This is a genomic window from Acidihalobacter yilgarnensis (assembly GCF_001753245.1).
Lineage (GTDB): Bacteria > Pseudomonadota > Gammaproteobacteria > DSM-5130 > Acidihalobacteraceae > Acidihalobacter > Acidihalobacter yilgarnensis.
In genome coordinates this window covers 20,918-46,060 of record NZ_CP017415.1, presented here as the reverse complement: position 1 = coordinate 46,060, position 25,143 = coordinate 20,918, and the positions used below count along the sequence as shown (strand labels likewise).

The window sequence follows — 25,143 nt, the reverse complement described above, 5'->3', positions numbered from 1 at the left end:
AACCGGCTCGACGCTGGCCCAAGGAGTCAACACAGGATGAGCATAGAGGTCAAAATCCCGCCGCTCCCGGAGTCTATTGCGGACGCTACGCTGGCCGCCTGGCACAAACAGCCGGGCGAAACCGTCAACGCAGACGACAACCTGGCCGATCTGGAAACTGACAAGGTCGTACTCGAATTGCCCGCCCCGAACAGCGGCGTGCTCGAAGAAATCCTGGTGCCGGCCGGGGCCACGGTGATCGCAGGACAGGTGATAGCACGGCTCCGGAGCGATGCCACAACCGCTGCCGTCTCTACCCCTGCGCGGCCCCCGGAAGAAACGGCGGCGGTCGCCTCCGTGGACAACGCCCCAGCCGGCCCGGCCGCTCGGCAGCTCTTGGCCGAGCACAATCTGAAGCCCCAACAGATCGCGGGTAGCGGTCGCAATGGCCGCATACTCAAAGAGGATGTACTCGCCCACCTTGCGACGGCCGGGCAAACGTCCGCAGCGAACGCGCCAGCCCCAACAATGCATGCAACACCCGCAGCGCCGCCGACCGCGCGCGACGAAACTCCCGAGACGGCCTCCGTCGACGGCGAACGTATGGAACGACGCGTGCCCATGACGCGCTTACGCGCGCGCATCGCCGAACGTCTGCTCGCCGCCCAGCGCAACACCGCCATGCTCACTACCTTCAACGAGGTGGACATGAAGCCGGTAATGGACTTGCGCCAGCGTTACCGCGAGGCCTTCGAAAAGACCCACGAAACGCGCCTTGGCTTCATGTCCTTCTTCGTCATCGCCACCGTGGCCGCCCTGCAACGTTACCCCGCCGTGAACGCCTCCATTGATGGCAATGACGTGGTCTACCATGGCTTTTACGACATCGGTATCGCAGTCTCCTCGCCACGCGGACTGGTCGTCCCCGTCCTACGGGACGCCGATCAGCTTTCTGCCGCCGACATTGAGCGACGCATCGCCGAATTCGGCGCCCGCGCCCGCGACAACGCCCTCGGACTCGACGAAATTACCGGCGGCACGTTCACCATCACCAACGGCGGCGTGTTCGGCTCATTGCTGTCGACGCCAATCCTCAATCCACCACAGAGCGCAATCCTCGGTATGCACAAGATCCAGGAACGCGCCATCGTAATGGATGGCCAGATCGTCGCGCGGCCGATGATGTACCTCGCGCTGTCATACGACCACCGTATGATCGACGGTCGCGAGGCCGTTCAATTTCTCGCCGCAATCAAGGCCGCGCTTGAGGACCCGGCCCGCTTGTTGCTTGGCCTGTGAATCGGGGAATGTCATGAGCGAATACGATTACGACCTTATCGTTATCGGCGGCGGCCCTGCCGGTTACGTGGCCGCATTGCGCGCGACGCAGCTCGGCCTGCGGACCGCGTGCATAGACCGCTGGCGCGACCCCGATCGCGGCCCCAGCCTCGGGGGTACCTGTCTCAACGCCGGCTGTATACCGTCCAAGGCACTGCTTGAAACCTCGCACCACTACGCCCGCCTGCGCGACGATTTCGCCGGGCACGGCATCCTCGTCAACGGCATCACCCTGGATCTGGCGCAGGCGCAGGCGCGTAAGCAGGCGGTGGTCAAACGCCTGACGCAGGGTATCGCCACGCTATTCTCCGCACAGGGCGTGGAGTGGCTCAAGGGGCACGGCCTGCTACTCGGTCCACGCCGGGTCGGCTACACGCCACACGGGCGCAGGAACCCCAAGGAATTGAGCGCCGAGCACATCATCCTCGCACCTGGCTCGCATCCGTCGACCATCGAGACCGCCCCCGTCGACGGCGAATACATCGTCGACTCGGACGGCGCGCTCAATTTCACCGAAGTACCCAAGCGACTCGCCATCGTCGGTGCCGGCGTGATCGGGCTGGAACTCGGCAGCGTCTGGCGCCGCTTCGGCGCTGAGGTACTCCTGTTGGAGGCGCAGAACACCTTCCTGCCGATCGCCGACGCCGGCATCGCGCGCATGGCGCTCAAGTCCTACACCGCTCAGGGTCTGAGGATTCGCCTGGGCGCACGGGTCAAGGAGGCTCGTGTCAGCGGGCACGGCGTCAAGGTGCAGTATCTAGACGCCGACGGCGAACAGCAGGAACGCTTCGACCGCCTGATCGTGGCCGTCGGCCGACGGCCCAACACCAGCGATCTCTACAGCGACGACAGCGGGCTGCAACTGGACGAACGGCGCTTCATCGGCGTCGATGCCCACTGCCGGACCAATTTACCGGGTGTCTGGGCCATCGGCGATGCCGTGCGTGGTCCGATGCTGGCCCACAAAGGCTCGGAGGAAGGCGTCATGGTGGTCGAGCGTATTGCCGGAGGGCAAACCACTATCGTCTACGACCACATTCCATCGGTGATCTACACCCAGCCCGAGTTCGCCTGGGTCGGCCCCAGCGAAGAGCAGCTCAAACAGACCGGCGTTCCCTACCGCTGCGGTCGCTTTCCGATGGCCGCCAATGGTCGCGCGCTTGCCCAGGGCGACGCCGTCGGCGAGGTCAAACTACTCGCGCATGCCGAAACCGACCGCCTGCTGGCCGCACACCTGTTCACGCCGGATGCCTCCGAGCTGATCGCGCAGGCGATGATTACGCTGTCGCTGGAAGGATCGGCCGAGGATCTGGCGCGCACATTGTTCGCGCATCCATCACTATCCGAAGCGGTGCATGAAGCGGCGCTGGACATGGCAGGGCGCGCCCTGCATCTGGCCAAGCCCAAGCGTTGACGCCTTAGCGGCAGCGCAGCCAGGCCGCGAACAGCGCGGCCACGCCCAGACCTGCGAGCACCCAGCTCATCGCCGGCACATCGAGCCAGCGCTCCAGCCCCACCGGCTGGAGCGCATAGATCACCGCCGAAGCGATCAGCAGTGCGCCGCCCCCCGTACGCAACACCCCCTGGCGGTTGCCGTCACGCACGGCCTCGCGCAATGCGGCCAGTTCCTCGACCTGCGCCTGTACCTGCAGGCGCCCGGTCGCACCTCGCTCCAGGAACTGATGCAGCAATTGCGGCATCTCCGGCAGTTGTTCCAGCACGCGCGGCAGTCGTAGCTTGGCTTCCTTGACGAAGGCGCGTAGACCGATCTGCTCGCTCATCCAGCGCTCGATGAAGGGTTTTGCCGTCTTCCACAGATCGAGGTCGGGATATAGCTGACGGCCCAAACCCTCAATATTGAGCAGGGTCTTCTGCAGCAGTACCAGTTGCGGCTGTACCTCCATGTCGTAGCGCCGCGCGGTCTGAAAAAGACGCAGCAGTACCTGCCCGAATGAAATCTCCTTGAGCGGACGCTCGAAAATCGGCTCACAAACGGTACGAATGGCCGATTCGAACTCGTTGATACGCGTGGTCGCCGGCACCCAGCCGGATTCGACGTGCAGTTCGGCCACCCGGCGGTAATCGCGATTGAAAAAGGCGTAGAAATTCTCCGCCAGATAACGCTGATCCTCGGTGTCGAGACTGCCCACGATGCCGAAGTCGACCGCCAAATATTGCGCAGACAGCGGATTGTCAGCATTGACGAAGATATTGCCGGGGTGCATGTCGGCATGGAAGAAATTGTGCCGAAAGACCTGGGTGAAGAAGATCTCGACACCGCGCTCGGCCAGTACCTTGAAGTCCACCCCTGCGGCACGCAGCCGGTCCACATCCGAGATCGGGATACCGTGGATGCGCTCCATCACAATCACGCGACGGCGCACATAATCCCAATAGATTTCGGGGATATAGAGCTGATCGGAGCCCTCAAAGTTGCGCCGCAATTGGCTACCGTTAGCTGCCTCGCGGAACAGATCGAGTTCATCCAATACGGTCTTTTCGTACTCATCCACGACTTCGCGTGGACGCAGTCTGCGCGCCTCCGGCCAGTAACGCTGGGCCAGATCGGCCACGGCGTGCAGCAGGGATAGATCGCGCCGGATCACGCGGTCGATTTCCGGGCGCACCACCTTGACCACCACCTCGCGGCCGTCGTGCAGGGTCGCGCCATGTACCTGCGCGATCGAGGCCGAGGCCATCGGCTCGTCTTCGAACGTGCGAAAAATCTCGGAGATCGGCCGCCCATACGCCTGCTCGATCAACTGGCGTGCCTGCGCGCCGGGGAACGGCGGCACGTGGTCCTGCAAGCGCGCCAGTTCCAGGGCAATGTCGTCCGGCAGCAGGTCGCGCCGCGTCGACAACATCTGACCGAATTTGATGAAGATCGGCCCCAGATCCTCCAGCGCGCGACGGATGCGAACGCCACGGCTAAGGTCACGCCGACGCAGCCAGTGCCAGGGCATGAGATACAGAATAAAACGCAACGGCCGGAATAGATGGATCGCAAACACCACCTCTTCGAGGCCATGCCGCACCAGTACGAAGTTGATATGGATCAGCCGCAGTACTTGCTGCGGCAACCCGAGCGCGCCGGCATTGGAGCGCCGGCTCATGCGCCCTCGTCTGTGCTGCGCGATTCCAGTCGGGCCAGTCGTGCTTCGAGCCGGTCCAATCCCTCGCGTAGCTGATCGACGGCATCCATGAAGTCGTCCAACTCGGCCCGCGCGGGGGTGACCCGCGCCTCTTCCGTCATGTACTCGCCCAGGTCGCCGGCAAGGTGGTCGCGGGTTCGGCGTCCCCAGCTACCCAGGCCACGCAAGCGTTCGGCCACGATATGCGCAAGCGCGTCGCCCATCGGCCCGCTCAACCATTCCTCCCAATCCAGCTCGACGCCGCGCAATACCGACCAGAGGCGGTGTGCGATTTCCGCGTCGCCCTCGATGACCAGGTCGCCGCTGGCCGCCGCGGCCTGCTCCGAAAGCACCGTGCGCAGCAAGGCCAGTGGTGTCGCGCGGATGACCGCATCCGGGGGGTCGCCCAGCATGGCATACACGCCAACCTTGCCGCCTTGCTCGGGCACGAGGGTCAGCTGCAAACCCGTACCCACCAACTCGAAGACCACGTGCCGACCGGCGATACGATCGAGCCCAGCTGCGATCTCGGGGTCAGCTTCCAGGTAGAGATTCAGCGCTTTTTCCAGGCCGGCTGCCAGACTGGTGGCGAGCCTCACGACCGAAAGCCTCTCTGTGTCCTGATCGGAGAAGTGCGGCGATACGCTTGTGCCATCAAAACTTGTAACCCCGGTGCACAGCGACGATGCCGCCGGTCAGGTTGTAATACTCGGTACGCTCGAAACCGGCGGACGTCATCAGCTCGCGTAGACCCTGTTGGTCGGGGTGCATACGGATCGATTCGGCCAGATAGCGGTAGCTGGCTGCATCGCCCGTGACCAGACGGCCCATCAGCGGCAGGGCGGTGAACGAGTAGGCGTCGTAGACCTTGCCCAGGCCCGGCAAGACCGGCTTGGAGAACTCCAGCACCAGCAGGCGCCCACCCGGTTTGAGCACGCGGTACATGGAACGCAGTGCGGCCGCCTTGTCGGTGACATTGCGTAGGCCGAATGCAATGGTGATGAGATTGAAGTAATTATCGGGAAAGGGCAGCGCTTCGGCATTGACCTGCGCGAAACGCAGGTTGCCGACCACGCCGGCATCGACCAGGCGCTCGCGCCCGTGGCGTAGCATGGAGGCGTTGATATCGGCCAGCACAACTTCGCCCTCAGGCCCGACCAGCCGAGCGAAGCGCTCAGCCAGGTCGCCCGTGCCGCCAGCCAGATCGAGCACGCGCTCGCCCCGGCGCACTGCGGCGAGGTTCACCGTATAGCGCTTCCACAGACGGTGCACGCCCAGCGACATGAGGTCGTTCATCACATCGTAGCGTTCCGCCACCGAGTGAAAGACCTCGGCCACGCGCCGCGCCTTCTCACCCACCGGCACCTGCTGGTAGCCGAAATGAGTCGTGTCCTTGCCGTCGCCTTCGTTCATACGCTATTCCTCCGCGCCCGCGCGGCGCTGATGGCCCGCCTCGGCCAGCCGATCGAGGTAATCCTGCCAACTGGCCGCTTGATTCTCGCCCATGCGGTAAAGATAGTGCCAGTCGTAGATCCCCGTATCGTGCCCATCCGAGAAGACCAGCTTCACCGCGTAGTTGCCGACCGGCTCGATGCCAACGATGTTGACGTCTTCCTTACCGGTCTGTAGTACCTCTTGCCCAGGCCCGTGCCCCCGCACCTCGGCCGAGGGCGAAAATACCCGCAGATATTCGCAGGGCAGGCGAAACCGTTCGCCATTCTCATAGGCCAGCTCAAGCACGCGCGATTGCTGGTGCAGGCGGATTTCGGTCGGTCGCTCGCTACTCATCGGTCCGGCTATGCCTCTTGGTCGGTCGGCCGCGAACGCTCATCTGGCGCAGCGGTATTGCGGCCTTGTATGGCGCGACATTCCTAGAGAATGTAACGGCTCAGATCCTCGTCCACGGCCAGTTCGCCCAGCGCGGCGTCAACGTCCTTGGCGTCGATCACCAGATGCTCGCCCTGACGATCAGGCGCCTCGTAGGACAAATCCTCCAGCAGGCGCTCCATCACGGTATGCAGCCGGCGCGCGCCAATGTTCTCGGTGCGCTCATTGACCTCAAAGGCGATCGCACCGATCCGGCGCACCGCCTCGGGCGTGAATTCGATGCTCAAACCCTCGGTTCCGAGGAGCGCGATGTACTGCTCCACCAGCGATGCGTCCGGTTCGGTGAGGATACGCACGAAGTCGTCGGCGGTCAGAGCCTCGAGTTCGACGCGAATCGGCAGGCGCCCCTGCAACTCTGGAATCAGATCCGAGGGTTTGGACAGATGGAATGCGCCCGAGGCGATGAACAGGATGTGATCGGTGCGCACACTGCCGTACTTGGTGCTCACCGTGCAGCCCTCAACCAGCGGCAGCAAATCTCGTTGCACACCCTCGCGGGAGACGTCGCTACCACCGTGTTCGCCGCGGCGCGCGATCTTGTCCAGCTCGTCGAGAAAGACGATGCCGTTCTGCTCGACCTCGCGGACCGCCTGCAGCTTGAGCTCCTCGTCGTTGATCAGGCGTTGCGCCTCTTCCTCGACCAACAACTTGCGGGCCTCGCTGATGTGCAGCTTGCGGCGCTGGCTACGCCCGCCGGAGAGATTCTGGAACAGCCCCTGCAACTGGCTGGCCATTTCCTCCATCCCGGGCGGGGTCATGATCTCGACTCCGGCGCCCATAGCGGACACCTCGATCTCGATTTCACGGTCGTCCAGCTCACCATCGCGCAGCCGCTGCCGGAACTTCTGGCGGGTCGCCCCCTCGCCCGGTGAGGACACTGCCGGCTCGGAGAGAAAGTCGCCATGCGCGCGGGGCAGCAGCGCGTCCAGGATACGTTCCTCGGCGGCCTCCTCTGCACGATGGCGCACCTTGGTCTTTTCCGATTCGCGCGCCAGCTTGATCGCCGCGTCGACCAGATCGCGCACGATCGACTCGACATCACGCCCCACATAGCCCACTTCGGTGAACTTGGTTGCCTCGATCTTGATGAAGGGCGCGTTGGCCAATCTGGCCAGGCGACGAGCGATCTCGGTCTTGCCCACACCGGTCGGACCGATCATCAAGATATTCTTGGGCGTCACTTCCTGGCGCAGGCTCTCAGGGAGTTGCTGACGGCGCCAGCGGTTACGCAGGGCGATGGCCACGGCGCGCTTGGCATTGGCCTGACCGATAATGTGTTTGTCGAGTTCCTCGACAATCTCGCGCGGGGTCATGGGAATCATGGTGCGGTCCTGGGCATCGTCGGGCGGGTCATCACTCGCCCAGCGTTTCGATGGTCAAATTGCGATTGGTATAAATGCAGATATCTGCAGCGATATTCAAGGCGCGTTCGGTGATTTCGCGGGCGTCGTGCCCACTGCCATCGAGTAGGGCGCGGGCCGCCGCCTGTGCGAAGGCACCGCCGGAGCCGATGGCGATCAACCCACCCTCGGGTTCGATCACGTCACCATTGCCGGAGATAATCAGCGAGACTTCGCCATCGGCAACCGCAAGCAGCGCCTCCAGACGCCTGAGCGCCCGATCGCTGCGCCAATCCTTGGCCAACTCCACCGCTGCGCGCGTCATGTTGCCGCCGTGGCGTTCCAGCTGCGACTCGAAGCGCTCGAACAGGGTAAAGGCATCGGCGGTACCGCCGGCAAAGCCTGCAAGAATCCGATCATGATAAAGCCGTCGCACCTTGCGCGCATTGCCCTTCATGATCGTATTGCCCAGCGTCACTTGGCCGTCGCCGCCCATGGTGACCTGACCGTCGCGCCGAACCGACAGAATCGTCGTACCGCGGTATTGCTCCATTCACCGACCTCCACCAGCACAGGCCGGGCATTCTAACACCGTTACCCATGGCCACGTGGCCTCTGGCCGAGCTACTCCGATGCCTTGCCGCGACGCCGCGCGCGCGGGTGCGCCTGATCGTAGACCGACGCCAAATGCTGGAAATCGAGATGGGTATAGATTTGGGTGGTGGCGATATTCGCGTGGCCGAGCAATTCCTGAACCGCGCGCAGGTCGCCCGAGGATTCCAGCATGTGGCTCGCGAAGGCATGGCGCAGCAGGTGTGGATGGATCGGGATCTCCAGGCCGTTCACACGTGCCAGCCGCCCCAGCCGCAACTGCACGGAACGCGCGCCCAAGCGGCCTCCGCCGCGACCAACGAATACCGCCGTCACGCCCGGCGACACCAGGGTTACGCGAGCGCGCAACCACAGACCCAGCGCATCGCGTGCCCGACGTCCGACCGGCACATCCCGTGTCTTGCGACCCTTGCCGGTGACCCGCACCATGCCCGCGGCAAGATCCAGATCGACGAGGTCCAAGGCGACCGTCTCGGCCAGACGCAGCCCGGAGGAATACATCAGCTCGAACAGTGCACGGTCGCGCCGCGCCAGCGCATCCTCGCCGGAACCCGCAAGCAGGCGGTCGAGCTGCTCGGGCGCAAGCACCTCCGGCAGGCGCCGCTCGCCCTTGGGCGCACGCAGCTCCAGCGCGGGATGCTGGTGGACTTGTCCCTCGCCGATCAGGAAGTGGTATAGCCCGCGGATCGCAGACAACCGTCGACGCAACGTGGGGGCGCTACGCCCCCGGCGATGCTCGCCGGCAATGAAATCGCGCACGTCGTGGCTGGCCGCCTCGATCACCGTGCGCGATCGCGCACTGAGAAACGCCAGATACAAGGCGAGATCGCGACGATAGGCCGCAACGCTTTGCGGCGAGTAATGGCGCTGCCCGGATAACGAGTCGAGATAGGCCTCGACCGCGGGGTCAGTCATGTGCGTCCGAGCCGATTGCTCACGGCGGCGCCAACCAACTCGCCCAGATACCCCAGAAACAGGGTGCCCATGCTCGGATGAAAACGAACGGCATCCCGGCTGCCGAGAGCCAACACGCCCAAGGGCTCGGTATCGAATAGCGGGATCAACACGGCCGAGCCCAAGCCCTCCGCCACCTCGGCCCCAAACAACCAGTCGAGTTGCTGTGGGTCCGCCCGACCACAAACCGGGCGGCGGTGTTCGAACAATCCGGCAAAGTGCGCCAGACCCGGATCATCGGGCGTGCAAAAGTAGGGCGCCCCCGATGCATCCGGACCGATCAGGCGCACCATGACCTCGTCCGCCTTGAATTCGTCGCAGAGCTGCTCGCGGGTCAACGCCAACACGCTGTCCAGGCTGTCTGCCTGCAACAGGCCCAGCCCGAGCCGATGCAGGTTGGCGCCGAGCTGCTCGTTCTCGCGGGCAAGCTGGATCAGCTCCTTGAGCTTGTGTTCAAGCTGCCGGTTACGCTCGCGCAACACGGAGGTCTGCCGCTCGACCAGCGACACCGCCCCATGAGTCGGATGGGGTACGCGCAAAATCTCCAGCAGTGAAAGGTTGCGCACGAAAAAATCGGGATGCGCGCGCAGATACGCCGCCACATCCACTTCCGTCAGGGGTTCCTGATACGGCTCGCTGGTCGTCTGTCGGGTCATTAGGCCACACGCCCTTCGTAAACGGTGGAGGCGGGGCCGGTCATTCTCAGAGATTTACCCTCGCCCTCCCACCTAATCATAAGCCCACCGCCGGTCAGGTCAACCGCCACGCATTCCTCAAGCCAGCCGTTGTCGCGTCCGACTGCGACCGCGGCGCAGGCACCGCTGCCGCAGGCCTGGGTTTCGCCCACGCCCCGCTCGAAGACGCGCAGGCGGATATGCCGGGGGGTGATGATCTGCATGAAACCAACGTTGACCCGTTGCGGGAAGCGCGGATGCGCCTCGATCAGCGGTCCGAGCCTCGCGACCGGCGCGGCGTCGAGGTCATCAACGCGCAAAATCGCATGCGGGTTGCCCATCGATACCGCAGCGATTTCATGGTGCTCGCCTCCAACCTCCAGCGGATAGCGTCGCGCACGCTCGGGTGCGTCGAACGGAACGTCCGCGGGATCGAACCTCGGCACGCCCATATCGACGCACACCTGACCATCGGGTTCGAGCCGCAGGCGCATCGGACCGCCCAGGGTCTCGACCCGAATCTCCGGCCCGGCGGCCAGACCATGATCGACCACGAAGCGGGCAAAACAGCGCGCACCATTGCCGCACTGGCCTACCTCGCCGCCATCGGCATTGAATATCCGGTAACGAAAATCCGCTTCCTCGCCCTCAGCCGGCTCGACCAGCAGGAGTTGATCGCAACCGATGCCCCGGTGCCGATCGGCCAGCCTACGCACGTTTTCCGGCGTGGGTTCGAAGCGCTGGTTAATGGCGTCGATCACGACGAAGTCGTTACCGAGGCCGTGCATCTTGGCAAATCGCAAACCCTTGTATTCCATGCCGCCCACCCTCTTGTCCGCCGACCTAATTCTTGAAACGCTAATAAAGGTCAGCCATACTGCCGCGGTTCCCCTGCGGCCACTTCGCGCGCTCGGAGCACCAGCCCGCACGGGTATGGGATCGGGTCGGCAGCTCGGTTAGGCCATAGTATCACCCGCCCCACTCGCCGTCGTGACGGCTATGCTGAGTTCGACAGAGAGTTTGGGCGCCGGACGGCGCCTGACCGCCACAACCTCGAAGTAAGGAGTGATTTAGATGACGACTGCTAACAAGGAACTGGATGCCCGCGGCCTGAACTGCCCGCTGCCGATTTTGCGCACCAAGAAGGCCATCAACGAGCTGAGTTCCGGCGAAACCCTGAAAGTGATCGCCACCGATCCAGGTGCGGTCAAGGATTTCGAAGCGTTCTGCAAGCAGACCGGTAACGAGCTGGTCGAGCACAGCGAGGCGGGTGGCGAGTTCACCTTCATTCTGCGCAAGGCCTAAGCCCCACAGGCCGTAGTTGCGGAGGCGGGCAGCACGTCCGCCTCCGCACGCCAAATCCGGTCAACTCCGGCGCAGGCGTCCCCGAATCATGCAGTGCCGATCACTCACCGCACTCGCTTCCAGATAGTCCAATCCTGCCGACCGCAACTGCGCATGCAGCTCTTCCAGCGTGAAGGCCGCGCAGAGTGAATGGAAGAAATCCTGCCGCAACACCTCTGGTTCGCCATCCGCATAACGATCGCACAGCATCCGCGCCTCGGTGAGGCTATCCGGCCTGAGCAGGTCGATGATGAACACCGGCGCACCGTCCGCCGCGTAGCGATTGACCGCCGACCACAGCACCTGCGGTTCGTGCAAGTGATGCAGCAAGCTGTTGGATATCACCGCATCGTAGAGCGGACGCGGCGCCGCATCCGTCGGCAGCAGGGCCTTGTGCAGCCGAACCCGCGTATCCAGGCCCGAGGCCTGGATACGCCCACGACCGGCCGCCATCATCGCCTCCGAGCCATCCACGCCATCCACCTGGCAGTACGGATAGGCAACGGCGAAACGCAGGCTGATGTCGCCCGGCCCGCAGCCCAGGTCCAGTACCGCGCCGCGCCCCGACCAGTCCGGGAACGACTCACGGAACAGCTCGACCACGCGCGCATGCGGCGCCTCGAAATCGGCCTCTGCGTAAGCCCGCGCCTGGGCCTCGTCCAGCATTAGCTCGGGTTCGGGTATGCGCTCCATCGGTTCAGATTCCACCGGGCAAGCAAGTCTCACCCGCCATCAAATGTTCGATCGACTCGCGCGCACGCACCTCGTACACCTGCTCGCCATCGACCATTACCTCCGGCGGACGTGGGCGGGCATTGTAATTGGAGCTCATCGAGAAACCGTAGGCACCGGCGCTGCGCACTGCCAGCAGATCGCCCGGCACGATGCTCAATGTCCGTTCCTTGCCGAGAAAGTCGCCGGTCTCACAGACCGGGCCGACCACGTCGTACAGCCGTGCTTCACCGCTACCACCGGCACGCACCGGCACGATCTCGTGCCAACCCTGGTAAAGCGCGGGTCGGAGCAGGTCGTTCATGGCCGCATCAACGATGGCAAAGTGTTTGTGCGCGGTCGACTTGACGTATTCGACGCGCGTCAGCAATACGCCGGCATTGCCGACGATGGCCCGCCCGGGCTCCAGTAGGATTTCCAAAGACCGCCCGCTGAGACGCGCCTTGAGCGCGGCGGCATATTCGGCCGGTGACGGCGGCGTCTCATCGCGGTAGCGAATGCCAAGCCCACCGCCAAGATCCAAATGATGGATGGAAAGGCCCTCTTCCTGCAGCGCATCGACCAGCGCCAACACGCGGTCCAGCGCATCTTGAAAAGGCGCCAGACGCGTCAACTGAGAACCGATGTGACAGTCCACGCCAACCACGTCGAGGTGAGGCAGCGCGGCAGCACGTCGGTAAACGGCTCTGGCGTCCCCGATATCGATACCGAACTTGCTTTCCTTGAGTCCGGTGGCGATATAGGGGTGTGTGCCAGGGTCCACATCCGGATTGACGCGCAGCGAAACCGGCGCACGCAGGCCCATCTCACCGGCCACCGCGTTGAGCCGTTCCAGTTCAGGCTCGGATTCCACGTTGAAGCAGCGGATACCGACCTCCAGTGCACGGCGCATCTCGTGCGCCTGCTTGCCAATACCCGAAAAAACCACGCGCGCAGGATCGCCCCCCGCCCGCATTACACGCTCCAGCTCGCCCACGGAAACGATATCGAAGCCCGAACCCAGCCGAGCCAGCAGATTAAGTACCGCGAGGTTGGCATTCGCCTTCACTGCATAACAAATCAGGTGCGGATGTTCGCCAAGCGCATCGTCGAAGGCGCGCCAGTGACGCTCCAAAGTCGCCCTTGAGTAGACGTAGCAAGGCGTGCCGAAGCGCGCTGCGATGTCCTCCAGAGACGCCGCCTCCGCGCACAGCGCATCCTCGCGATAGACGAAGTGGTCCATACTCAGCTCCCGGCGGATGGGCTCGACGTGCCCGGATTTGAAGGTAGATATAATGGACCCTTCTGTCCGCAACCGGATACGGCCACGGCCAACAGGATCGCACAGGTAAGCGGCACTAGCCGCCGCAACCAGAGAAGCAACATGGGGACGGCCTTGAATGTGGTGACGCCGAAACGGGCACGAGTATAACAGCACAGACCCACGACCATGACCGCCGCACTCAACCTCGGGATCATCATCCTGCTCGCCGGGCTGCTCACGCTGACCGGCCTCGTCCTTGCTAGCCGATTTCGTAATCGGCCACTATTCCTGGCCGGCGGATTATGTCTTGCCGTACTCACCGGCGGCCTTTGCGCAAGCGCCGTGCTCAGCGCGCTCGGCTTGGTCGACTATCTACCGCTGACACCCTCCGATAGCGCCGTCGTTCGTATCGACATGCACCTGAGTGGGCCGAGTCGCTATCGCATCCGAGTCGCACGGCCGGGGCGCGCAGATTGGTGGCATGATCTCAACGGTTCACGCCTGTGTTTGACGATACATGAGATCGATTGGCGACCCTCTGCCGCTCGAATTGGCCTTAAACCGATGTATCGTCTATCGGGCATCCGCAGCGACATCGATACCGAGATACGCCCGCCAAGCCGTGCGCGCATCCCGATCTGGCAAATAGCCGGGCGGGTTCCTGGACTATCCTGGGTACGGGCAGAAGCACCGCTGCACGCGTGTCTGCCGATGAGCGCGGGCGCCCGCTATCGTCTGCTGATAGGGCGTCGAGAGCTCACCATTCGACCGCTCAATGCCGAAGCCGCCAACACCCTGCAACCACCGGAACCCATCACCCATAGGAACCTCCATGCCACCTGAAACCCTGGAATACGTCGAAACCGGCGCAACCGAGCATCGACATACACTCGTCTGGTTGCATGGGCTCGGTGCCGACGGGCACGATCTGCGTCCCTTTGCCGACGCACTCGAACTACCCTCGATGGAGGGTGTTAGACAGGTCTTTCCGCACGCCCCTTTCCGCCGCATCGACCTCTTGGGCGACATTCCGCTGCGCGCCTGGTATCGCTTCGACAAGATGACATTCGGCCAAGGCGAGAACGACGCCGACATTCGTACCTCGGTAGATCAGGTCGAAGCCCTGCTGAAACGCGAACGGCGCGCGCTTCCAGCCGATGGACGCCTCATCCTCGGAGGATTTTCCCAGGGCGGGCTCATCGCCCTTGCCGCCGGCCTGGCAGGCGACACGCCCGTGGACGGCATCGTCGCACTGTCGACGTATCTGTGGACGGCCACCGTGGCAGCGAGACCCGCCACCCCGGTATTCATGGCCCACGGCCGAGCCGACCCGGTCATCCCGATAGACATCGGCCGCACCTCCGCCGAACGACTGCGTGCGCAGGGCATCGCCCTAGAGTGGCGGGAATACGCCATGGAACACACCATTTGCGCGGCGGAAATCTTGGACATTTCCAAAAGCCTGCACACCATGCTGACGGCCTAGACCCGGCGACAACCGCGTCATGGCTGACACGCGCCCCTGCATGGGACTATGCTCAGCCCATGGACCGTGACACACCCTCTTCGGGTCCGCTCGCATCGAGCATTGGACTCGAACCCGCGGAGCCGCTATGGCGGCGTGTCCCCACGCGCATGCCCGATGGCCGGCCGGTCAGCGACTTCATGATGCTCATCCCGCGCCTGCGGCAACAACCGCCACACATCATCCAGCGCACCCTGCGCGAGATCGACGGCGTACTCATGCGCTACCGCAGCGTCGTGCTCTTCGCCGACCTCAACCTCAAGATCAACACCCTCTGGGTCAGCGTACGCCCCGTGCCTGGGATCTGCCTGGAATTGCCCACGGCGGTCAAACTCTGCGTGCCCGAGGCCGTGCTGATCGGCCAACCCAGACCCCAGCGGACATGGCGCGGACGCTGATCGTTATCGGGTGGGCGCTGGTTGCGCTGGGACTCGTCTGGCCAATCCTCCCCCGGCTTGGGCTCGGGCGGCTACCCGGTGACTTCCTCTTCAGCCGCGAAGGCTTCGCCTTCTACTTCCCGCTGACCACTTCGATTGTGATCAGCCTCGTGATTTCGCTGCTGATCTGGTGGTTTCGGAAATAGCCAACGCGCGAATGCGCGGGCCATTGGACGCCACTTCGACGAGTCAGCAGGTACGTCGTCAAAACATATTCCGCCACATGTTTGCGCATCGCGCCACACGCATGCGTCGATGCATCATGACCCCTGCAGCTGAGCCATCCAGGCCTCCACGCTGATCGGCAGATAGCCGATGACTTCGAGCCGGCGATCCTCCAGAACGTCGCACTCCGGCAAGGCCCGCTGCCACAACCCAATGCACGCGTCGCGATGCGCCAGCAGGGCCTCAATCTGCGGGTGAAAGAGACGCAGCATCGCGGTAATCCAGCGGTTGGTCGGCCAAGAGGGGTTGGCGTGATCGATCACGAAACCCGGTAGCAACCCGGCAACCGTTTCCGCCGCATACCAAGTTTCCCCGGTTACCCAGCGGTTGGTAGTGAAAAGCCCGATGGGATAGCCCCAGTCGTCCATCGCAATGGCAATCAGATGGGCAATAGCCGCTTGCTCGCGAGGCCACGGCTCGGAGACCTGAAAGGTCGCCTCCGGGAGCGGTGGGCTTGCCAGAAGGCCCGTGCGGATAAAGGTATGGAAGTGTCCGTGCGCCTCGCCGACACCGCGATGCGCGTGATAGTAATACTGCGAGTAGTGCCCGATGTCCTCGACATCATCACGCGGATAATGCTCCAGCTCGACAAAATCCCCCTGCTCGCGAAGCACCTCGCCGACGACATTCAGCCCACCCCGTTCGAGCACTCGATAGCACTCGCGTATCTCATTCCCTGCCGCCAGCAGGACCTCGCGCGCACGCGCATCGAAACCAAGGGCCGAGGGCGGGATCGGCTCGGGAAGCGATGGCAGTACATCCGTGGGCGCAAGCCCATCAGGCGGTGACTCGGGCCGCATCACACGCACGCCGCGGTACGACAACAGGCCATGCCGGCAGTGCGCCCTACATGCCCGAAGAGGACGAACCCTTGCCGTTCATGCTCTTGGCCGCGCAAGGGTGCTTCATCGCATCCGGTTTTTTCTTATCCATGTGTTTTGCGGCGCAGGGATTTTTCATCGCACCGGGATTGGCCTTTTTCATGGCATGGGGCGCACAAGGCTTGCACGGCGTAGCCGCTTGGGCAGGCAACGCCCCCGCCGCAAGACCGATCAACCCGCCACTGGCGAGCGCGATGACAACCTTACGGGCCTTCGGATTTTTCTTCATGATCTCACTCCCTCCTTAGAATCGACGGCCATGCATCGACGCCATCAACACGCATGGCGACATGCGTATATGCCATCGTAATCCGGGCCGCATGGCATACCCGGCATAAAACCTTTGTATCCGTGTGACTCGGCAAGCCATCCAATAGTTCTCTTTAAATCGCCCGCAGCCATGAACCTGAATGCGTCTACGCAGCATTCGCCGTGCAAGACACCCCGATGGCAACCCCGCAAAACGCTCATGCCAGAGCCCGTGCCGTCGCCACCGAGCGACAGGTCCATCACGGAACGGTTGCGTGCTACCGTCGCGCAACGCGCTTTGCCTTGCTCGCATCCCGCTACGCGTTGCGGGCAACCGGGGATAGCAACCAAATATGGGTATCGATCTGACGCGTCGTCGGCTATTGCAGGCCATGCAGGCACTAGGCCTGATCGCCGCCACATCCAGATCGGGCATCGTCAACGCCATGCCGTTGAGCGAGGAAACCCTTCGCTTCGGACCCGCGCAGCCCTTCGACTTCGACCGCCTCCGCCATCAGGCCCGCGCACTGGCGAAACACCCCTATCAGTCCACACCGACACGCCATCCCGCGTTGCTCGACCGCATCAACTACGACACCTATCAGCAGATCCGTTACCGCAGCGCCGATGCGTTGTGGCGTACCGGTCGTCGGCCATATCCGATCGAGTTCTTCCATCTCGGACGCTATGCCCGCAAACCGGTGGCGATCCATGCGCTCGTCGACGGCAAGGCGCGGCGCGTCATCTATAGCCCCGATCTCTTCGATTACGGCAAGAGCGGTCTGCGCACCGCAGCACCGGGCGACCTCGGCTTCGCCGGCTTTCGCGTCATGAATACCGGCAAGGAGCCCGGCGATTGGCTCGCTTACATGGGCGCAAGCTACTTCCGCAGCGCCGGGCCGGAGGATCAATACGGCCTGTCCGCGCGCGGCATCGCCATCGACACCACTGTGCCGGGCCGGCAGGAGGAGTTCCCCAACTTCACCGCCTTCTGGCTAGAGGAGCCGCCCGGCAGCGACGACATCGTGGTCTACGCGCTGCTCGACGGCCCCAGCCTGACCGGCGCCTACCGCATGACCTGGCGCCGGAGCCGAGAGGCATTCACCACCGACATCGAGGCCGAGCTGTTCCAGCGCAGTGACATCGCCCAGCTCGGCATCGCGCCGCTGACCAGCATGTACTGGTACAGCGAAACCAACCGGCGCACCGCTCCCGACTGGCACCCCGAAATTCACGACAGCGACGGCCTCGCTCTGTGGACGGGGCAGGGCGAGCGCATCTGGGTGCCACTCAACAATCCCCCGCACGTGCAGACCAACAGCTACCAGGACCACAACCCCAAGGGCTTCGGGCTGCTTCAGCGCGACCGCGACTTCCGCCACTACCTGGACGACAGCGCCTATTACGACCGCCGGCCCAGCGTCTGGGTCGAGCCCAAAGGGGCCTGGGGGGCAGGCGCCGTCGTGCTGGTGGAAATCCCCACCGACGACGAAACCAGCGACAACATCGTCGCCTTCTGGCAACCCGCACGCGCAGCCAGCGTCGGCGATACCTGGAAGCTCGACTACCGCCTCTACTGGGCCGCACACGAACCCTTCATCCCCGACGTCGCCCGCGTCGCCGCCACACGCCTGGGCCAACCCGGCATCCCCGGCCAGCACACCCCGCGTGATCCCCACGGCCGCAAATTCGTCATCGAATTCACAGGCGGCCCACTCGCCGGCATGCCGCAACGATTCGACATCGTCCCCGTGATAACCGCCTCGCGCGGCCACCTGAGCCATCAATTCGTGCTCAAAATCCTCGGAACGAATCGGTGGCGTGCGCAGTTCGACCTGCATTCGGAAGGCAGCGAGCCGGTAGAGCTGCGCTGCTACCTGAAGCTCGGCGACAAAACACTGAGCGAGACGTGGCTGTATCAATATTGGCCGGAGAATTACGGCTTCACGAGATGATGCTCCGTGAAAATGGCCCGCGTATCATGCGGGTGACGCATCACACGCCACGGGCGTGCTCAGGTCACGCCTTGTAGCATCGCCGATCTGACGATGCGCCCTACCGTGGCCAGATGCAGCCCGAAATGTTCCGCAATCTCGCGGTAACTGTAGGCGCCCGTAGCATAGGCCTCGATCATGGCTTCGTTCCGCTCCGCATGCCGGGCTTCGATGGTCGCCAGCGATTTCGGCGGCGCTCTACGTTGCGCGCGCGGGATAGCGAGTCGATCGTTCTGTTTTGCGGCCTTTTTCTGCACCCGCCGCACGAACGTCTCGTCACCCAGATAGATTTGCTGGCGCAGCGCTGTCCACAAACTTTCCTGCCCGATGCCTTCGGCCACAAACTGCGCGTAGCGCCGCCGGGCGACTGAGCGGCGGCTGGCAAATAGCGCCAGCAACCCCTGCGTGGCCAGCCAACCGGGAGGCGTTGCTTCGCCCATCATTGCCGGATAGCTACTCCAGGGGTAATCGTTCGGATGTTTGACCATCCCGGCACGAACCGGATTGAGCACGACGTAACGGGCGAGTTCCAGCAGGTAATGATCCTTGTCGACCAGAATGCCTTTGAAGCGACCCTGGAACAAATGCCCGCTTTTATGGTGGCGACGGTTCGTCGCCTGCGTGTATACGCCATTGAGTTGCCGCATGCCTTTGGAAAGATTCCCATCCGGCGTCTCGATGACCAAGTGATAATGGTTGGTCATCAAGCAATAGGCATGGCAAATCCAATTGAATTGCCCCACAACCTCGGCCAACACCCTCAAAAACGTCAACCGGTCTTCGTCGTCTTCGACAATCGGCTCACGCCGATCACCCCGCGAGGTAACGTGGTAGAGCGCTCCGGAAAACTCAATGCGTAGGGGACGTGCCATAGAGGACACCATAGCGGATGATGAGGGATGTTACAATACGAGACCTGACCCCGTTGTTTTACAGGAGGTCGCGATTGCAAACCCCTTTCCAAAAATATTTTTAGATCGTTATTTGTGCCGGATTTCCTGAAGTGCCTCGTTCATCTTGAACAGGACGATCAGCAATTCGCACCAAATTCTGGCCGCAATCGCACCAGCAACGATGTAAAAAAGCCCTTCAAAGAATTTGCCAGCGGTAAAGCCACCGTACCCCTCAAACATTGAGCCCAACCCACCTATCAAAACCGCTAAGAGCGTTATCCAGTAAATCCCCGTGATAATTCTTGGTATCAGCATTTTGTCAAAAAAGAAAATATCCTTCATATCAAGCTCCTTGTTGTCTGTATCTGCGGCAGATATCCATCACGGGCAGTACATTCTATTTGTGCCCATGGCTGACTGGTACACTTTCGTCGTCTTCGACAATCGGCTCGCGCCAATCAACCCGCGAGGTGACGTGGTAGAGGGTTCTGGGAAACTCCATGCGTAAGGGACGTGCCATAGAGGGCACCATAGCGGATGATGCCAGATGTTACAATACGAGACCTGACCCCTATTTCTGCGCGCGAGGTGACGTGGTAGAGGGCTCCGGGAAACTGCATACGTAGAGGATGCGCCCTAGAAGGCACCATAGCGGATGATGCCGGATGTTACAATGCGAGACCTGACCCCTATTTCCGCTTCTAGGGCAGCCCTAGATTTATTTGGATTTCTATATTCTCGATAGAGATCTGTCGGTGAGCCATCCTCAGCAACCAACTTCATTTTTTTGAGCAATGGTATCTGTGCCCTAGCTGTTCCGCCCTTCATGGCAAGTTTTGTGCTCACGAAGTCCTGTGTAAATCTTTCAGGAGTAGATGCAGATTTTATCTTATCTAACATTTTCTCTAATGTTCCTACAGAGGTGCTGTAAGGTAAGTTCTCTGCCATTTAATTTCTCCTTATTTAATTCTTCTAACGACTTGGGTAAACGGACGTGGGGTGCGCAGCGTCCCCACGGTCCGAGCGACCGCAGGGAGCGGTTTTGACCCACTTGTTAGAGTTTTTATGCATGTAAATAACCTCTTAGGTTATCAAGCTTGCTGTCCATACCAAGCTTAAAACAAAACTCATCTAAAAATTCTATAGTTTTTTGAACAGCCCATTTCGTGCATCCATGACTTATAATTCTCTGCGGAAACAAAACTCCACTATGTTCAGTTATAAATGGGCTTAATTCAAATTTTCCTCTTAGTTTATTACCCAATTTTTCATGACGTTCTTGTTCGTCATGCCATTCTGGATGAAAATGTACCAGCTCATTTCTCAATGATATAATAACTTCAATATCTTGAAGTGGTTGTTTTCCTCGGCCGAATATTTCTATACCTTTACTTGATAGAACTTTTTGATATTTATCAATTATTGATAAGGAGCCAATTAAAGAACATAATTCATTTTGCGCGTTTGAGTTTAGTTCTGGAAATAATATTGTTGGTTCTGAGAGATATTCATTTATATTTGACTCAATCGAAGCCACGCAAAGCATTATAGTTGCTGACACATATGCTATTTGTTCATCATAGAATGGCCCCAGCTGTTTATTTTTATTCCTTTCTTGCACTTCTCCACATAGCCTAGAAAATCGAGCTGCTGCCATTAAATGCTGTAATGCAAAAGCACTTTTCTGACGTAATTCTACTTTGCTGATAGTAGCCTGTGATGCAAGACATTCTATAGTTATGTTTGCTGTTTTTTTCTCATCCATATAATTTTCTTGAACTCTAACGCTTTAAGTAACTAGTGACGAAACCGAGAAGCGACTTTGGCGACCGGTTGACTGAATGGTTAGAGTCTTACTCCCTGCGCTGCGACTTTTCATATTCGCGCACTTCCTCGTTGAACCTGCTAAGCTCTGTAACTTGTTTATAAAGGAGACCTACTTCTTGCTCAAGAGATAGAAAGCGCGTCTCCATATCATTTAGCTCTGTCCAAGACAGTCCTTTGCTGGACGCCACCATTGCAAATATTGCATCCGCTGCTTCGTTTACCCCTGTGTGAAGCTGTTCGCACTCAGGTGCGTCGTCAGTGCATCCTATTTTATGCCTCAGCTCCTCGGAACGCTTTTGCAATTCGTACGCTATGCGTAATAGATTGTTGGACTTTTCGCCGCGACGCACACGATCAAGTATACGGTACTGATAAATACCGAATCCAAGACTGGCGATAGAAACCAGCAGTGCAATGATCGCAAGTGCCAAAGACATCAATAAACTCTAACGTTTAGCTTGAGGGGCGCGGAGATAGCAAGCGAAGCTTGCTGGCGGAGCGTCCCGCTCGAAGCGCTTGTTAGGGCTCATAGTTGGTATTCCTTCTCACCCATGTGCGTTGGCTTGTGGACATGGATGCCCACAGTTTTTGAATTTTCCAGTCTTCCATTTGCCGCAACTGATTCTTTTCCCTATCTCTTCGGATGACAATTTTGAAATCGCGAGGCGAGTATTCAATTTCACGCTGATCAAAACGCCAGAACAACAATGCCAGCTGATTTGGAGTGAAAGCGTCTCGATCTAGGACGTATGAGATAAATGAATTGATGTCGAATTCTTCTTCAACTGCAGATAACGCCACAAGAGTATTAATCATGCGACGTTTCCTAGCTTCATTAACAAGGAAGCGACGATCACGATTAACCCTGCGTCTAGAACCCTCTCGATCTAAGACGTTGCCGAGTTCATCAGTTGCAGAGATTCCAAACTTATTGATGCACTCGGAGCCAACCAGCATTTCATTTCCATTGTGCCGGTTGATGATTTTGAATTGATATCTAATGTCAGGGTGCTCACACAGTTCACATGTTTCGACTGGTTCCTCAAGGTCGTACATGTCGCCGGTGTAGAGCCATTCTTTGAGTGCAACGGCCAGTCGAGATTGCTCGATGCTGAGTGGCAGAAGATTGGCGGCGCTATTTTGTGCCCAAGACATAGCGATTCCTTGTGAGCCCTAACTAAAAGTAGACACCCTAAAAGGGTGCGTTGAATCACACCTAGTAGGTGTCTAAACTGACTTTATGTTCGGTTTACCAAGGCTTATCAACCATGTCAAGTCAGCAACCGCACCCTATAAACACCCGCAAACACACCTCGGATGCAAATTCAAAGCCGAAACTGCTGGACCAGGTACGCGAGCGCTTGCGGACGCTGCATTACAGCATCCGTACAGAGGCTGTTTATGTCGACTGGGCCCGGCGTTACATTCTGTTTCATGGCAAACGCCACCCTCGGGAATTGGGCGCAGCCGAAATTGAAGCGTTCCTGAGTCACCTCGCCGTCGAGGGGCGGGTTTCCGCATCCACGCAGAATCAGGCGAAAAGCGCGCTGTTGTTTCTTTACCGCGAAGTATTGGGCATCAAACTGCCCTGGCTGGATGGCGTGACGAGCGCGAAACGCGGCGAGCGGCTACCGGTCGTGTTGACCAAACGCGAGGTCGAGGCGGTGCTGGGGCGCTTGATAGGCATTCATTCGCTGCTCGCGCGTCTGTTATACGGCACGGGGATGCGCTTGATGGAAGGCATTCGTTTGCGCGTCAAGGATGTGGATTTCGAGCGTGGCGAAATCGTGGTCCGGGAAGGCAAAGGCAACAAGGACCGGGTAACGATGCTGCCGACCCGTCTGGCCGATGAATTGAGGGCGCATCTTGCCCAGGTCAAGACGCTGCACGAGAACGATCTTGCCCAGGGCTTTGGCGAGGTTTATTTGCCGTTCGCCCTGGCGCGGAAATATCCCGGCGCAGGACGTGAGTGGGGTTGGCAGTACGTATTTCCTTCGGTGAAACGCTCCATCGACCCGCGTTCCGGTATCGAACGTCGGCATCATCTGGACGAGAAGGGCATACAGCGCGCGATGAAGCAGGCGGTGCGCGATGCGGGCATCGTCAAGCAGGCCACGCCGCACACGCTGCGCCATTCGTTCGCGACCCATTTGCTGCAATCCGGCTACGATATTCGCACGGTGCAGGAATTGCTGGGGCATCGACATGTCGAAACGACGATGCGCTACACGCATGTGCTGAACAAGGGCGGACGCGGCGTGGTCAGCCCTTTGGATGTGTGAGGCCAGGCGCGCGCATTGCGCCGGCAATCGCTGTCGTCGCATGCCATGAAGCGGTTGGCGTGAGCGCTTTGCCGATTTTTGCGACAATCGTTACAGGCACCGTGAAACCCGAATCGGCGTGAATGCCTGCAACGCGATTATTCGTTCTCCAGCGCCGCCCTTGCTTCCCTGATCCGCGCCCGCACCGCGTCGGGCGCGGTGCCGCCGTAGTGGCCACGGGCGGCGACGGAGCCTTCTAGAGTGAGCACGTCGAAGACATCCGGGCCGATCTGGTCGCTGAAGCCCTGCAGTTCGTCCAACGGCAGTTCGCTCAAGTCGAGGTGGCGCTCGATGCCGTAGCGCACGGCCTTGCCGACGACTTCGTGGGCGTCACGGAAGGGCACACCCTTGCGCACCAGATAGTCGGCGAGGTCGGTGGCGGTGGCGTAGCCCTGCATGGCGGCGGCGCGCATGCGTTCGCGCCGGGGCTCGATGGCCGGCACCATGTCGGCGAACACGCGCAGGCTGTCGCGCACGGTGTCGACGGCGTCGAACAGGGGTTCCTTGTCTTCCTGGTTGTCCTTGTTGTAGGCGAGCGGCTGGCCCTTCATCAGGGTGAGCAGGCTGATGAGGTCGCCGTTGACGCGCCCGGTCTTGCCGCGCAGCAGCTCGGGTACGTCGGGATTTTTCTTCTGCGGCATGATGGAAGAGCCGGTGCAGAATCGGTCGGGCAACTCGACGAAGCCGAATTGCGCGGAGGCCCACAGAATCATTTCCTCGGACATGCGCGAGAGGTGGGTCATGATCAGCGCGGCGGCGGCGCAGGTTTCGATGGCGAAGTCGCGGTCGGACACGGCGTCGAGCGAGTTGGCCGCGACGCCTTCGAAGCCGAGTAGCTGCGCGGTGTAATGACGGTCGATGGGGTAGGTGGTGCCTGCGAGCGCGGCGGCGCCGAGCGGCATGACGTTGATCCGGCGACGGGCGTCGCGCAGGCGCGCGCTGTCGCGGCTGAGCATTTCATACCAGGCGAGCAGGTGGTGGCCGAAGGTGATGGGCATGGCCACCTGCAGGTGGGTGAAGCCGGGCATGATGGTCGCGGCCTCGCGCTCGGCCAGATCGAGCAGGGCGCTGCGCGCGCGCGCGATCACGACGAGGATGCCGTCGATTTCGTCACGCAGCCACAGGCGGATGTCGGTGGCGACCTGATCGTTGCGCGAGCGGCCAGTGTGGAGCTTCTTGCCGGCGGCGCCGATGCGCGCGGTGAGGCGCGCCTCGATGTTCATGTGTACGTCTTCGAGGCTCACGGACCATTCGAATCCGCCGCGCTCGATCTCGTCGAGAATCGCGTCCAGACCTTCGACGATATCGTCGCACTCGCGGTCGCTGAGCACGCCGACGTGGGCGAGCATGCGTGCGTGGGCCTTGGAGCCCTCGATATCGTGCCGGTACAGCCGGCGGTCGAAGTTCACCGAGGCGGTAAACGCTTCGACGAAGGCGTCCGTGGATTCGCTGAAACGTCCACCCCAAAGCTTGTCGACACGCTGATCGCTCATCATCCACCTCCTGTAAGGCCGCGAGTATACGCAACTTGCGTTTGCCGGCGAACTCGCTGACCAT

Annotated in this window: 30 protein-coding genes; 9 read left to right on the top strand and 21 right to left on the bottom strand. The window is 61.0% G+C overall.

Translation table 11 applies throughout. The features are described 5' to 3' along the window. Positions 1 to 36 precede the first annotated feature (36 nt). Together odhB and lpdA are read left to right on the top strand one after the other, a co-directional pair. Positions 37 to 1,278, top strand: a complete 1,242-nt coding sequence (gene odhB / locus BI364_RS00220) for a 2-oxoglutarate dehydrogenase complex dihydrolipoyllysine-residue succinyltransferase (protein WP_070077049.1) — start codon at positions 37 to 39, stop codon at positions 1,276 to 1,278. A gap of 13 nt (positions 1,279 to 1,291) precedes the next feature. Further along, positions 1,292 to 2,731, top strand: a complete 1,440-nt coding sequence (gene lpdA, locus BI364_RS00215) for a dihydrolipoyl dehydrogenase (protein ID WP_070077048.1) — start codon at positions 1,292 to 1,294, stop codon at positions 2,729 to 2,731. A gap of 4 nt (positions 2,732 to 2,735) precedes the next feature. Here lpdA and ubiB read toward each other — a convergent pair whose 3' ends face one another. From ubiB to dapF, 9 genes are all read right to left on the bottom strand, one after another. Next, the gene (gene ubiB / locus BI364_RS00210; RefSeq protein WP_070077047.1) at positions 2,736 to 4,430 is read right to left on the bottom strand and encodes a ubiquinone biosynthesis regulatory protein kinase UbiB; all 1,695 of its coding nucleotides are present in this window, start codon (positions 4,428 to 4,430) and stop codon (positions 2,736 to 2,738) included. Beyond that, the gene (locus BI364_RS00205; RefSeq protein WP_070077046.1) at positions 4,427 to 5,047 is read right to left on the bottom strand and encodes a ubiquinone biosynthesis accessory factor UbiJ; all 621 of its coding nucleotides are present in this window, start codon (positions 5,045 to 5,047) and stop codon (positions 4,427 to 4,429) included. The genes ubiB and BI364_RS00205 overlap by 4 nt, the downstream gene beginning before the upstream one ends. 55 nt (positions 5,048 to 5,102) lie before the next feature. Further along, positions 5,103 to 5,861 carry a bifunctional demethylmenaquinone methyltransferase/2-methoxy-6-polyprenyl-1,4-benzoquinol methylase UbiE gene (gene ubiE / locus BI364_RS00200; protein ID WP_070077045.1) on the bottom strand — a complete coding sequence of 253 codons (759 nt, stop codon included), beginning with the start codon at positions 5,859 to 5,861 and terminating at the stop codon, positions 5,103 to 5,105. A 3-nt stretch (positions 5,862 to 5,864) separates the two neighbouring features. After that, positions 5,865 to 6,236, bottom strand: coding sequence for a gamma-butyrobetaine hydroxylase-like domain-containing protein (locus tag BI364_RS00195; RefSeq protein WP_070077044.1), 372 nt, complete (start codon positions 6,234 to 6,236; stop codon positions 5,865 to 5,867). 83 nt (positions 6,237 to 6,319) lie between these two features. After that, positions 6,320 to 7,657 (bottom strand): ATP-dependent protease ATPase subunit HslU, encoded by a 1,338-nt coding sequence (gene hslU, locus BI364_RS00190; protein ID WP_070077043.1) that lies wholly within the window; start codon positions 7,655 to 7,657, stop codon positions 6,320 to 6,322. A 31-nt stretch (positions 7,658 to 7,688) separates the two neighbouring features. Then, complete coding sequence (hslV, locus tag BI364_RS00185; protein WP_070077042.1) at positions 7,689 to 8,228, bottom strand: ATP-dependent protease subunit HslV; 540 nt, start codon at positions 8,226 to 8,228, stop codon at positions 7,689 to 7,691. A 71-nt stretch (positions 8,229 to 8,299) separates the two neighbouring features. After that, entirely contained in the window at positions 8,300 to 9,202 is a 903-nt protein-coding gene (locus BI364_RS00180; protein WP_070077041.1) for a tyrosine recombinase XerC, read from the bottom strand. Beyond that, complete coding sequence (locus BI364_RS00175) at positions 9,199 to 9,897, bottom strand: DUF484 family protein (RefSeq protein ID WP_070077040.1); 699 nt, start codon at positions 9,895 to 9,897, stop codon at positions 9,199 to 9,201. The genes BI364_RS00180 and BI364_RS00175 overlap by 4 nt, the downstream gene beginning before the upstream one ends. Then, entirely contained in the window at positions 9,897 to 10,733 is an 837-nt protein-coding gene (gene dapF, locus BI364_RS00170) for a diaminopimelate epimerase (RefSeq protein ID WP_070077039.1), read from the bottom strand. Before dapF ends, BI364_RS00175 begins: the two co-directional genes overlap by 1 nt. Positions 10,734 to 10,989: 256 nt before the next feature. Here dapF and BI364_RS00165 point away from each other — a divergent pair, with 256 nt between their 5' ends. Continuing rightward, a complete protein-coding gene (locus tag BI364_RS00165) occupies positions 10,990 to 11,220 on the top strand; it encodes a sulfurtransferase TusA family protein (RefSeq protein WP_070077038.1) in 231 nt (76 codons plus the stop codon). Positions 11,221 to 11,280: 60 nt separating this feature from the next. Here the strand turns inward: BI364_RS00165 and BI364_RS00160 are convergent, their stop codons facing one another. The 3 genes from BI364_RS00160 to lptM are packed head-to-tail and all read right to left on the bottom strand — an operon-like array spanning position 11,281 to position 13,356. Continuing rightward, positions 11,281 to 11,952 (bottom strand): class I SAM-dependent methyltransferase, encoded by a 672-nt coding sequence (locus BI364_RS00160; protein ID WP_070079775.1) that lies wholly within the window; start codon positions 11,950 to 11,952, stop codon positions 11,281 to 11,283. A gap of 4 nt (positions 11,953 to 11,956) precedes the next feature. Beyond that, entirely contained in the window at positions 11,957 to 13,213 is a 1,257-nt protein-coding gene (gene lysA, locus BI364_RS00155) for a diaminopimelate decarboxylase (RefSeq protein WP_070077037.1), read from the bottom strand. Positions 13,214 to 13,215: 2 nt separating this feature from the next. Continuing rightward, on the bottom strand, positions 13,216 to 13,356 hold the full coding sequence (gene lptM, locus BI364_RS19025; protein ID WP_156782571.1) for an LPS translocon maturation chaperone LptM: 141 nt from the start codon (positions 13,354 to 13,356) through the stop codon (positions 13,216 to 13,218). Between the two features lie 64 nt (positions 13,357 to 13,420). Between lptM and BI364_RS00150 the strand changes: the two genes are divergently transcribed. The 4 genes from BI364_RS00150 to BI364_RS00135 are packed head-to-tail and all read left to right on the top strand — an operon-like array spanning position 13,421 to position 15,342. After that, entirely contained in the window at positions 13,421 to 14,077 is a 657-nt protein-coding gene (locus BI364_RS00150) for a hypothetical protein (RefSeq protein ID WP_070077036.1), read from the top strand. Beyond that, complete coding sequence (locus BI364_RS00145) at positions 14,067 to 14,720, top strand: alpha/beta hydrolase (protein ID WP_070077035.1); 654 nt, start codon at positions 14,067 to 14,069, stop codon at positions 14,718 to 14,720. Before BI364_RS00150 ends, BI364_RS00145 begins: the two co-directional genes overlap by 11 nt. A gap of 59 nt (positions 14,721 to 14,779) precedes the next feature. Further along, on the top strand, positions 14,780 to 15,157 hold the full coding sequence (locus BI364_RS00140) for a hypothetical protein (RefSeq protein WP_070077034.1): 378 nt from the start codon (positions 14,780 to 14,782) through the stop codon (positions 15,155 to 15,157). Further along, complete coding sequence (locus BI364_RS00135) at positions 15,142 to 15,342, top strand: DUF2905 domain-containing protein (protein WP_070077033.1); 201 nt, start codon at positions 15,142 to 15,144, stop codon at positions 15,340 to 15,342. Before BI364_RS00140 ends, BI364_RS00135 begins: the two co-directional genes overlap by 16 nt. Positions 15,343 to 15,456: 114 nt before the next feature. Here BI364_RS00135 and BI364_RS00130 read toward each other — a convergent pair whose 3' ends face one another. Both BI364_RS00130 and BI364_RS17725 read right to left on the bottom strand, forming a co-directional pair. Further along, complete coding sequence (locus tag BI364_RS00130; RefSeq protein WP_197495777.1) at positions 15,457 to 16,221, bottom strand: DUF6969 family protein; 765 nt, start codon at positions 16,219 to 16,221, stop codon at positions 15,457 to 15,459. A gap of 46 nt (positions 16,222 to 16,267) precedes the next feature. Further along, entirely contained in the window at positions 16,268 to 16,531 is a 264-nt protein-coding gene (locus tag BI364_RS17725; protein WP_156782570.1) for a hypothetical protein, read from the bottom strand. 373 nt (positions 16,532 to 16,904) lie between these two features. Between BI364_RS17725 and BI364_RS00120 the strand changes: the two genes are divergently transcribed. Then, a complete protein-coding gene (locus BI364_RS00120; RefSeq protein WP_070077031.1) occupies positions 16,905 to 18,506 on the top strand; it encodes a glucan biosynthesis protein in 1,602 nt (533 codons plus the stop codon). A 59-nt stretch (positions 18,507 to 18,565) separates the two neighbouring features. Here BI364_RS00120 and BI364_RS00115 read toward each other — a convergent pair whose 3' ends face one another. The 6 genes from BI364_RS00115 to BI364_RS00100 form a co-directional block, all read right to left on the bottom strand. Further along, positions 18,566 to 19,417, bottom strand: coding sequence for an REP-associated tyrosine transposase (locus BI364_RS00115; RefSeq protein ID WP_070077030.1), 852 nt, complete (start codon positions 19,415 to 19,417; stop codon positions 18,566 to 18,568). Positions 19,418 to 19,525: 108 nt separating this feature from the next. Then, on the bottom strand, positions 19,526 to 19,780 hold the full coding sequence (locus tag BI364_RS00110; protein WP_070077029.1) for a DUF4282 domain-containing protein: 255 nt from the start codon (positions 19,778 to 19,780) through the stop codon (positions 19,526 to 19,528). A gap of 294 nt (positions 19,781 to 20,074) precedes the next feature. Beyond that, positions 20,075 to 20,386 (bottom strand): DUF5343 domain-containing protein, encoded by a 312-nt coding sequence (locus tag BI364_RS17145; protein WP_197495776.1) that lies wholly within the window; start codon positions 20,384 to 20,386, stop codon positions 20,075 to 20,077. A gap of 115 nt (positions 20,387 to 20,501) precedes the next feature. Beyond that, positions 20,502 to 21,203, bottom strand: coding sequence for a hypothetical protein (locus BI364_RS17720; RefSeq protein WP_156782569.1), 702 nt, complete (start codon positions 21,201 to 21,203; stop codon positions 20,502 to 20,504). An 88-nt stretch (positions 21,204 to 21,291) separates the two neighbouring features. After that, on the bottom strand, positions 21,292 to 21,702 hold the full coding sequence (locus BI364_RS00105; protein WP_156782568.1) for a hypothetical protein: 411 nt from the start codon (positions 21,700 to 21,702) through the stop codon (positions 21,292 to 21,294). 82 nt (positions 21,703 to 21,784) lie between these two features. Beyond that, positions 21,785 to 22,420, bottom strand: coding sequence for a hypothetical protein (locus BI364_RS00100; protein ID WP_070077027.1), 636 nt, complete (start codon positions 22,418 to 22,420; stop codon positions 21,785 to 21,787). Between the two features lie 113 nt (positions 22,421 to 22,533). Between BI364_RS00100 and BI364_RS00095 the strand changes: the two genes are divergently transcribed. Next, a complete protein-coding gene (locus BI364_RS00095) occupies positions 22,534 to 23,547 on the top strand; it encodes an integron integrase (RefSeq protein ID WP_070077026.1) in 1,014 nt (337 codons plus the stop codon). Between the two features lie 137 nt (positions 23,548 to 23,684). On the opposite strand, the gene argH is transcribed toward BI364_RS00095, so the two are convergent. Continuing rightward, positions 23,685 to 25,082: an argininosuccinate lyase gene (gene argH, locus BI364_RS00090; RefSeq protein WP_083251057.1), complete on the bottom strand. Its 1,398-nt coding sequence runs from the start codon at positions 25,080 to 25,082 to the stop codon at positions 23,685 to 23,687. Positions 25,083 to 25,143 lie beyond the last annotated feature (61 nt).

What these genes read in the sequence shown, in the direction of transcription:
- BI364_RS17145 (WP_197495776.1), bottom strand. Translation starts at nt 20,386, where the DNA reads ATGGCAGAGAACTTACCTTACAGCACCTCTGTAGGAACATTAGAGAAA.
- lptM (WP_156782571.1), bottom strand. Translation starts at nt 13,356, where the DNA reads ATGTTGCTTCTCTGGTTGCGGCGGCTAGTGCCGCTTACCTGTGCGATC.
- BI364_RS00160 (WP_070079775.1), bottom strand. Translation starts at nt 11,952, where the DNA reads ATGGAGCGCATACCCGAACCCGAGCTAATGCTGGACGAGGCCCAGGCG.
- BI364_RS00135 (WP_070077033.1), top strand. Translation starts at nt 15,142, where the DNA reads ATGGCGCGGACGCTGATCGTTATCGGGTGGGCGCTGGTTGCGCTGGGA.
- BI364_RS00120 (WP_070077031.1), top strand. Translation starts at nt 16,905, where the DNA reads ATGGGTATCGATCTGACGCGTCGTCGGCTATTGCAGGCCATGCAGGCA.
- BI364_RS00100 (WP_070077027.1), bottom strand. Translation starts at nt 22,420, where the DNA reads ATGTCTTGGGCACAAAATAGCGCCGCCAATCTTCTGCCACTCAGCATC.
- hslV (WP_070077042.1), bottom strand. Translation starts at nt 8,228, where the DNA reads ATGGAGCAATACCGCGGTACGACGATTCTGTCGGTTCGGCGCGACGGT.
- BI364_RS00175 (WP_070077040.1), bottom strand. Translation starts at nt 9,897, where the DNA reads ATGACCCGACAGACGACCAGCGAGCCGTATCAGGAACCCCTGACGGAA.
- BI364_RS00165 (WP_070077038.1), top strand. Translation starts at nt 10,990, where the DNA reads ATGACGACTGCTAACAAGGAACTGGATGCCCGCGGCCTGAACTGCCCG.
- odhB (WP_070077049.1), top strand. Translation starts at nt 37, where the DNA reads ATGAGCATAGAGGTCAAAATCCCGCCGCTCCCGGAGTCTATTGCGGAC.
- BI364_RS00110 (WP_070077029.1), bottom strand. Translation starts at nt 19,780, where the DNA reads ATGAAGGATATTTTCTTTTTTGACAAAATGCTGATACCAAGAATTATC.
- BI364_RS17720 (WP_156782569.1), bottom strand. Translation starts at nt 21,203, where the DNA reads ATGGATGAGAAAAAAACAGCAAACATAACTATAGAATGTCTTGCATCA.
- BI364_RS17725 (WP_156782570.1), bottom strand. Translation starts at nt 16,531, where the DNA reads ATGAAGAAAAATCCGAAGGCCCGTAAGGTTGTCATCGCGCTCGCCAGT.
- dapF (WP_070077039.1), bottom strand. Translation starts at nt 10,733, where the DNA reads ATGGAATACAAGGGTTTGCGATTTGCCAAGATGCACGGCCTCGGTAAC.
- hslU (WP_070077043.1), bottom strand. Translation starts at nt 7,657, where the DNA reads ATGATTCCCATGACCCCGCGCGAGATTGTCGAGGAACTCGACAAACAC.
- lpdA (WP_070077048.1), top strand. Translation starts at nt 1,292, where the DNA reads ATGAGCGAATACGATTACGACCTTATCGTTATCGGCGGCGGCCCTGCC.
- BI364_RS00150 (WP_070077036.1), top strand. Translation starts at nt 13,421, where the DNA reads ATGACCGCCGCACTCAACCTCGGGATCATCATCCTGCTCGCCGGGCTG.
- BI364_RS00145 (WP_070077035.1), top strand. Translation starts at nt 14,067, where the DNA reads ATGCCACCTGAAACCCTGGAATACGTCGAAACCGGCGCAACCGAGCAT.
- ubiB (WP_070077047.1), bottom strand. Translation starts at nt 4,430, where the DNA reads ATGAGCCGGCGCTCCAATGCCGGCGCGCTCGGGTTGCCGCAGCAAGTA.
- argH (WP_083251057.1), bottom strand. Translation starts at nt 25,082, where the DNA reads ATGATGAGCGATCAGCGTGTCGACAAGCTTTGGGGTGGACGTTTCAGC.
- BI364_RS00140 (WP_070077034.1), top strand. Translation starts at nt 14,780, where the DNA reads ATGGACCGTGACACACCCTCTTCGGGTCCGCTCGCATCGAGCATTGGA.
- BI364_RS00095 (WP_070077026.1), top strand. Translation starts at nt 22,534, where the DNA reads ATGTCAAGTCAGCAACCGCACCCTATAAACACCCGCAAACACACCTCG.
- BI364_RS00115 (WP_070077030.1), bottom strand. Translation starts at nt 19,417, where the DNA reads ATGGCACGTCCCCTACGCATTGAGTTTTCCGGAGCGCTCTACCACGTT.
- BI364_RS00180 (WP_070077041.1), bottom strand. Translation starts at nt 9,202, where the DNA reads ATGACTGACCCCGCGGTCGAGGCCTATCTCGACTCGTTATCCGGGCAG.
- ubiE (WP_070077045.1), bottom strand. Translation starts at nt 5,861, where the DNA reads ATGAACGAAGGCGACGGCAAGGACACGACTCATTTCGGCTACCAGCAG.
- lysA (WP_070077037.1), bottom strand. Translation starts at nt 13,213, where the DNA reads ATGGACCACTTCGTCTATCGCGAGGATGCGCTGTGCGCGGAGGCGGCG.
- BI364_RS00130 (WP_197495777.1), bottom strand. Translation starts at nt 16,221, where the DNA reads ATGCGGCCCGAGTCACCGCCTGATGGGCTTGCGCCCACGGATGTACTG.
- BI364_RS00195 (WP_070077044.1), bottom strand. Translation starts at nt 6,236, where the DNA reads ATGAGTAGCGAGCGACCGACCGAAATCCGCCTGCACCAGCAATCGCGC.
- BI364_RS00105 (WP_156782568.1), bottom strand. Translation starts at nt 21,702, where the DNA reads ATGTCTTTGGCACTTGCGATCATTGCACTGCTGGTTTCTATCGCCAGT.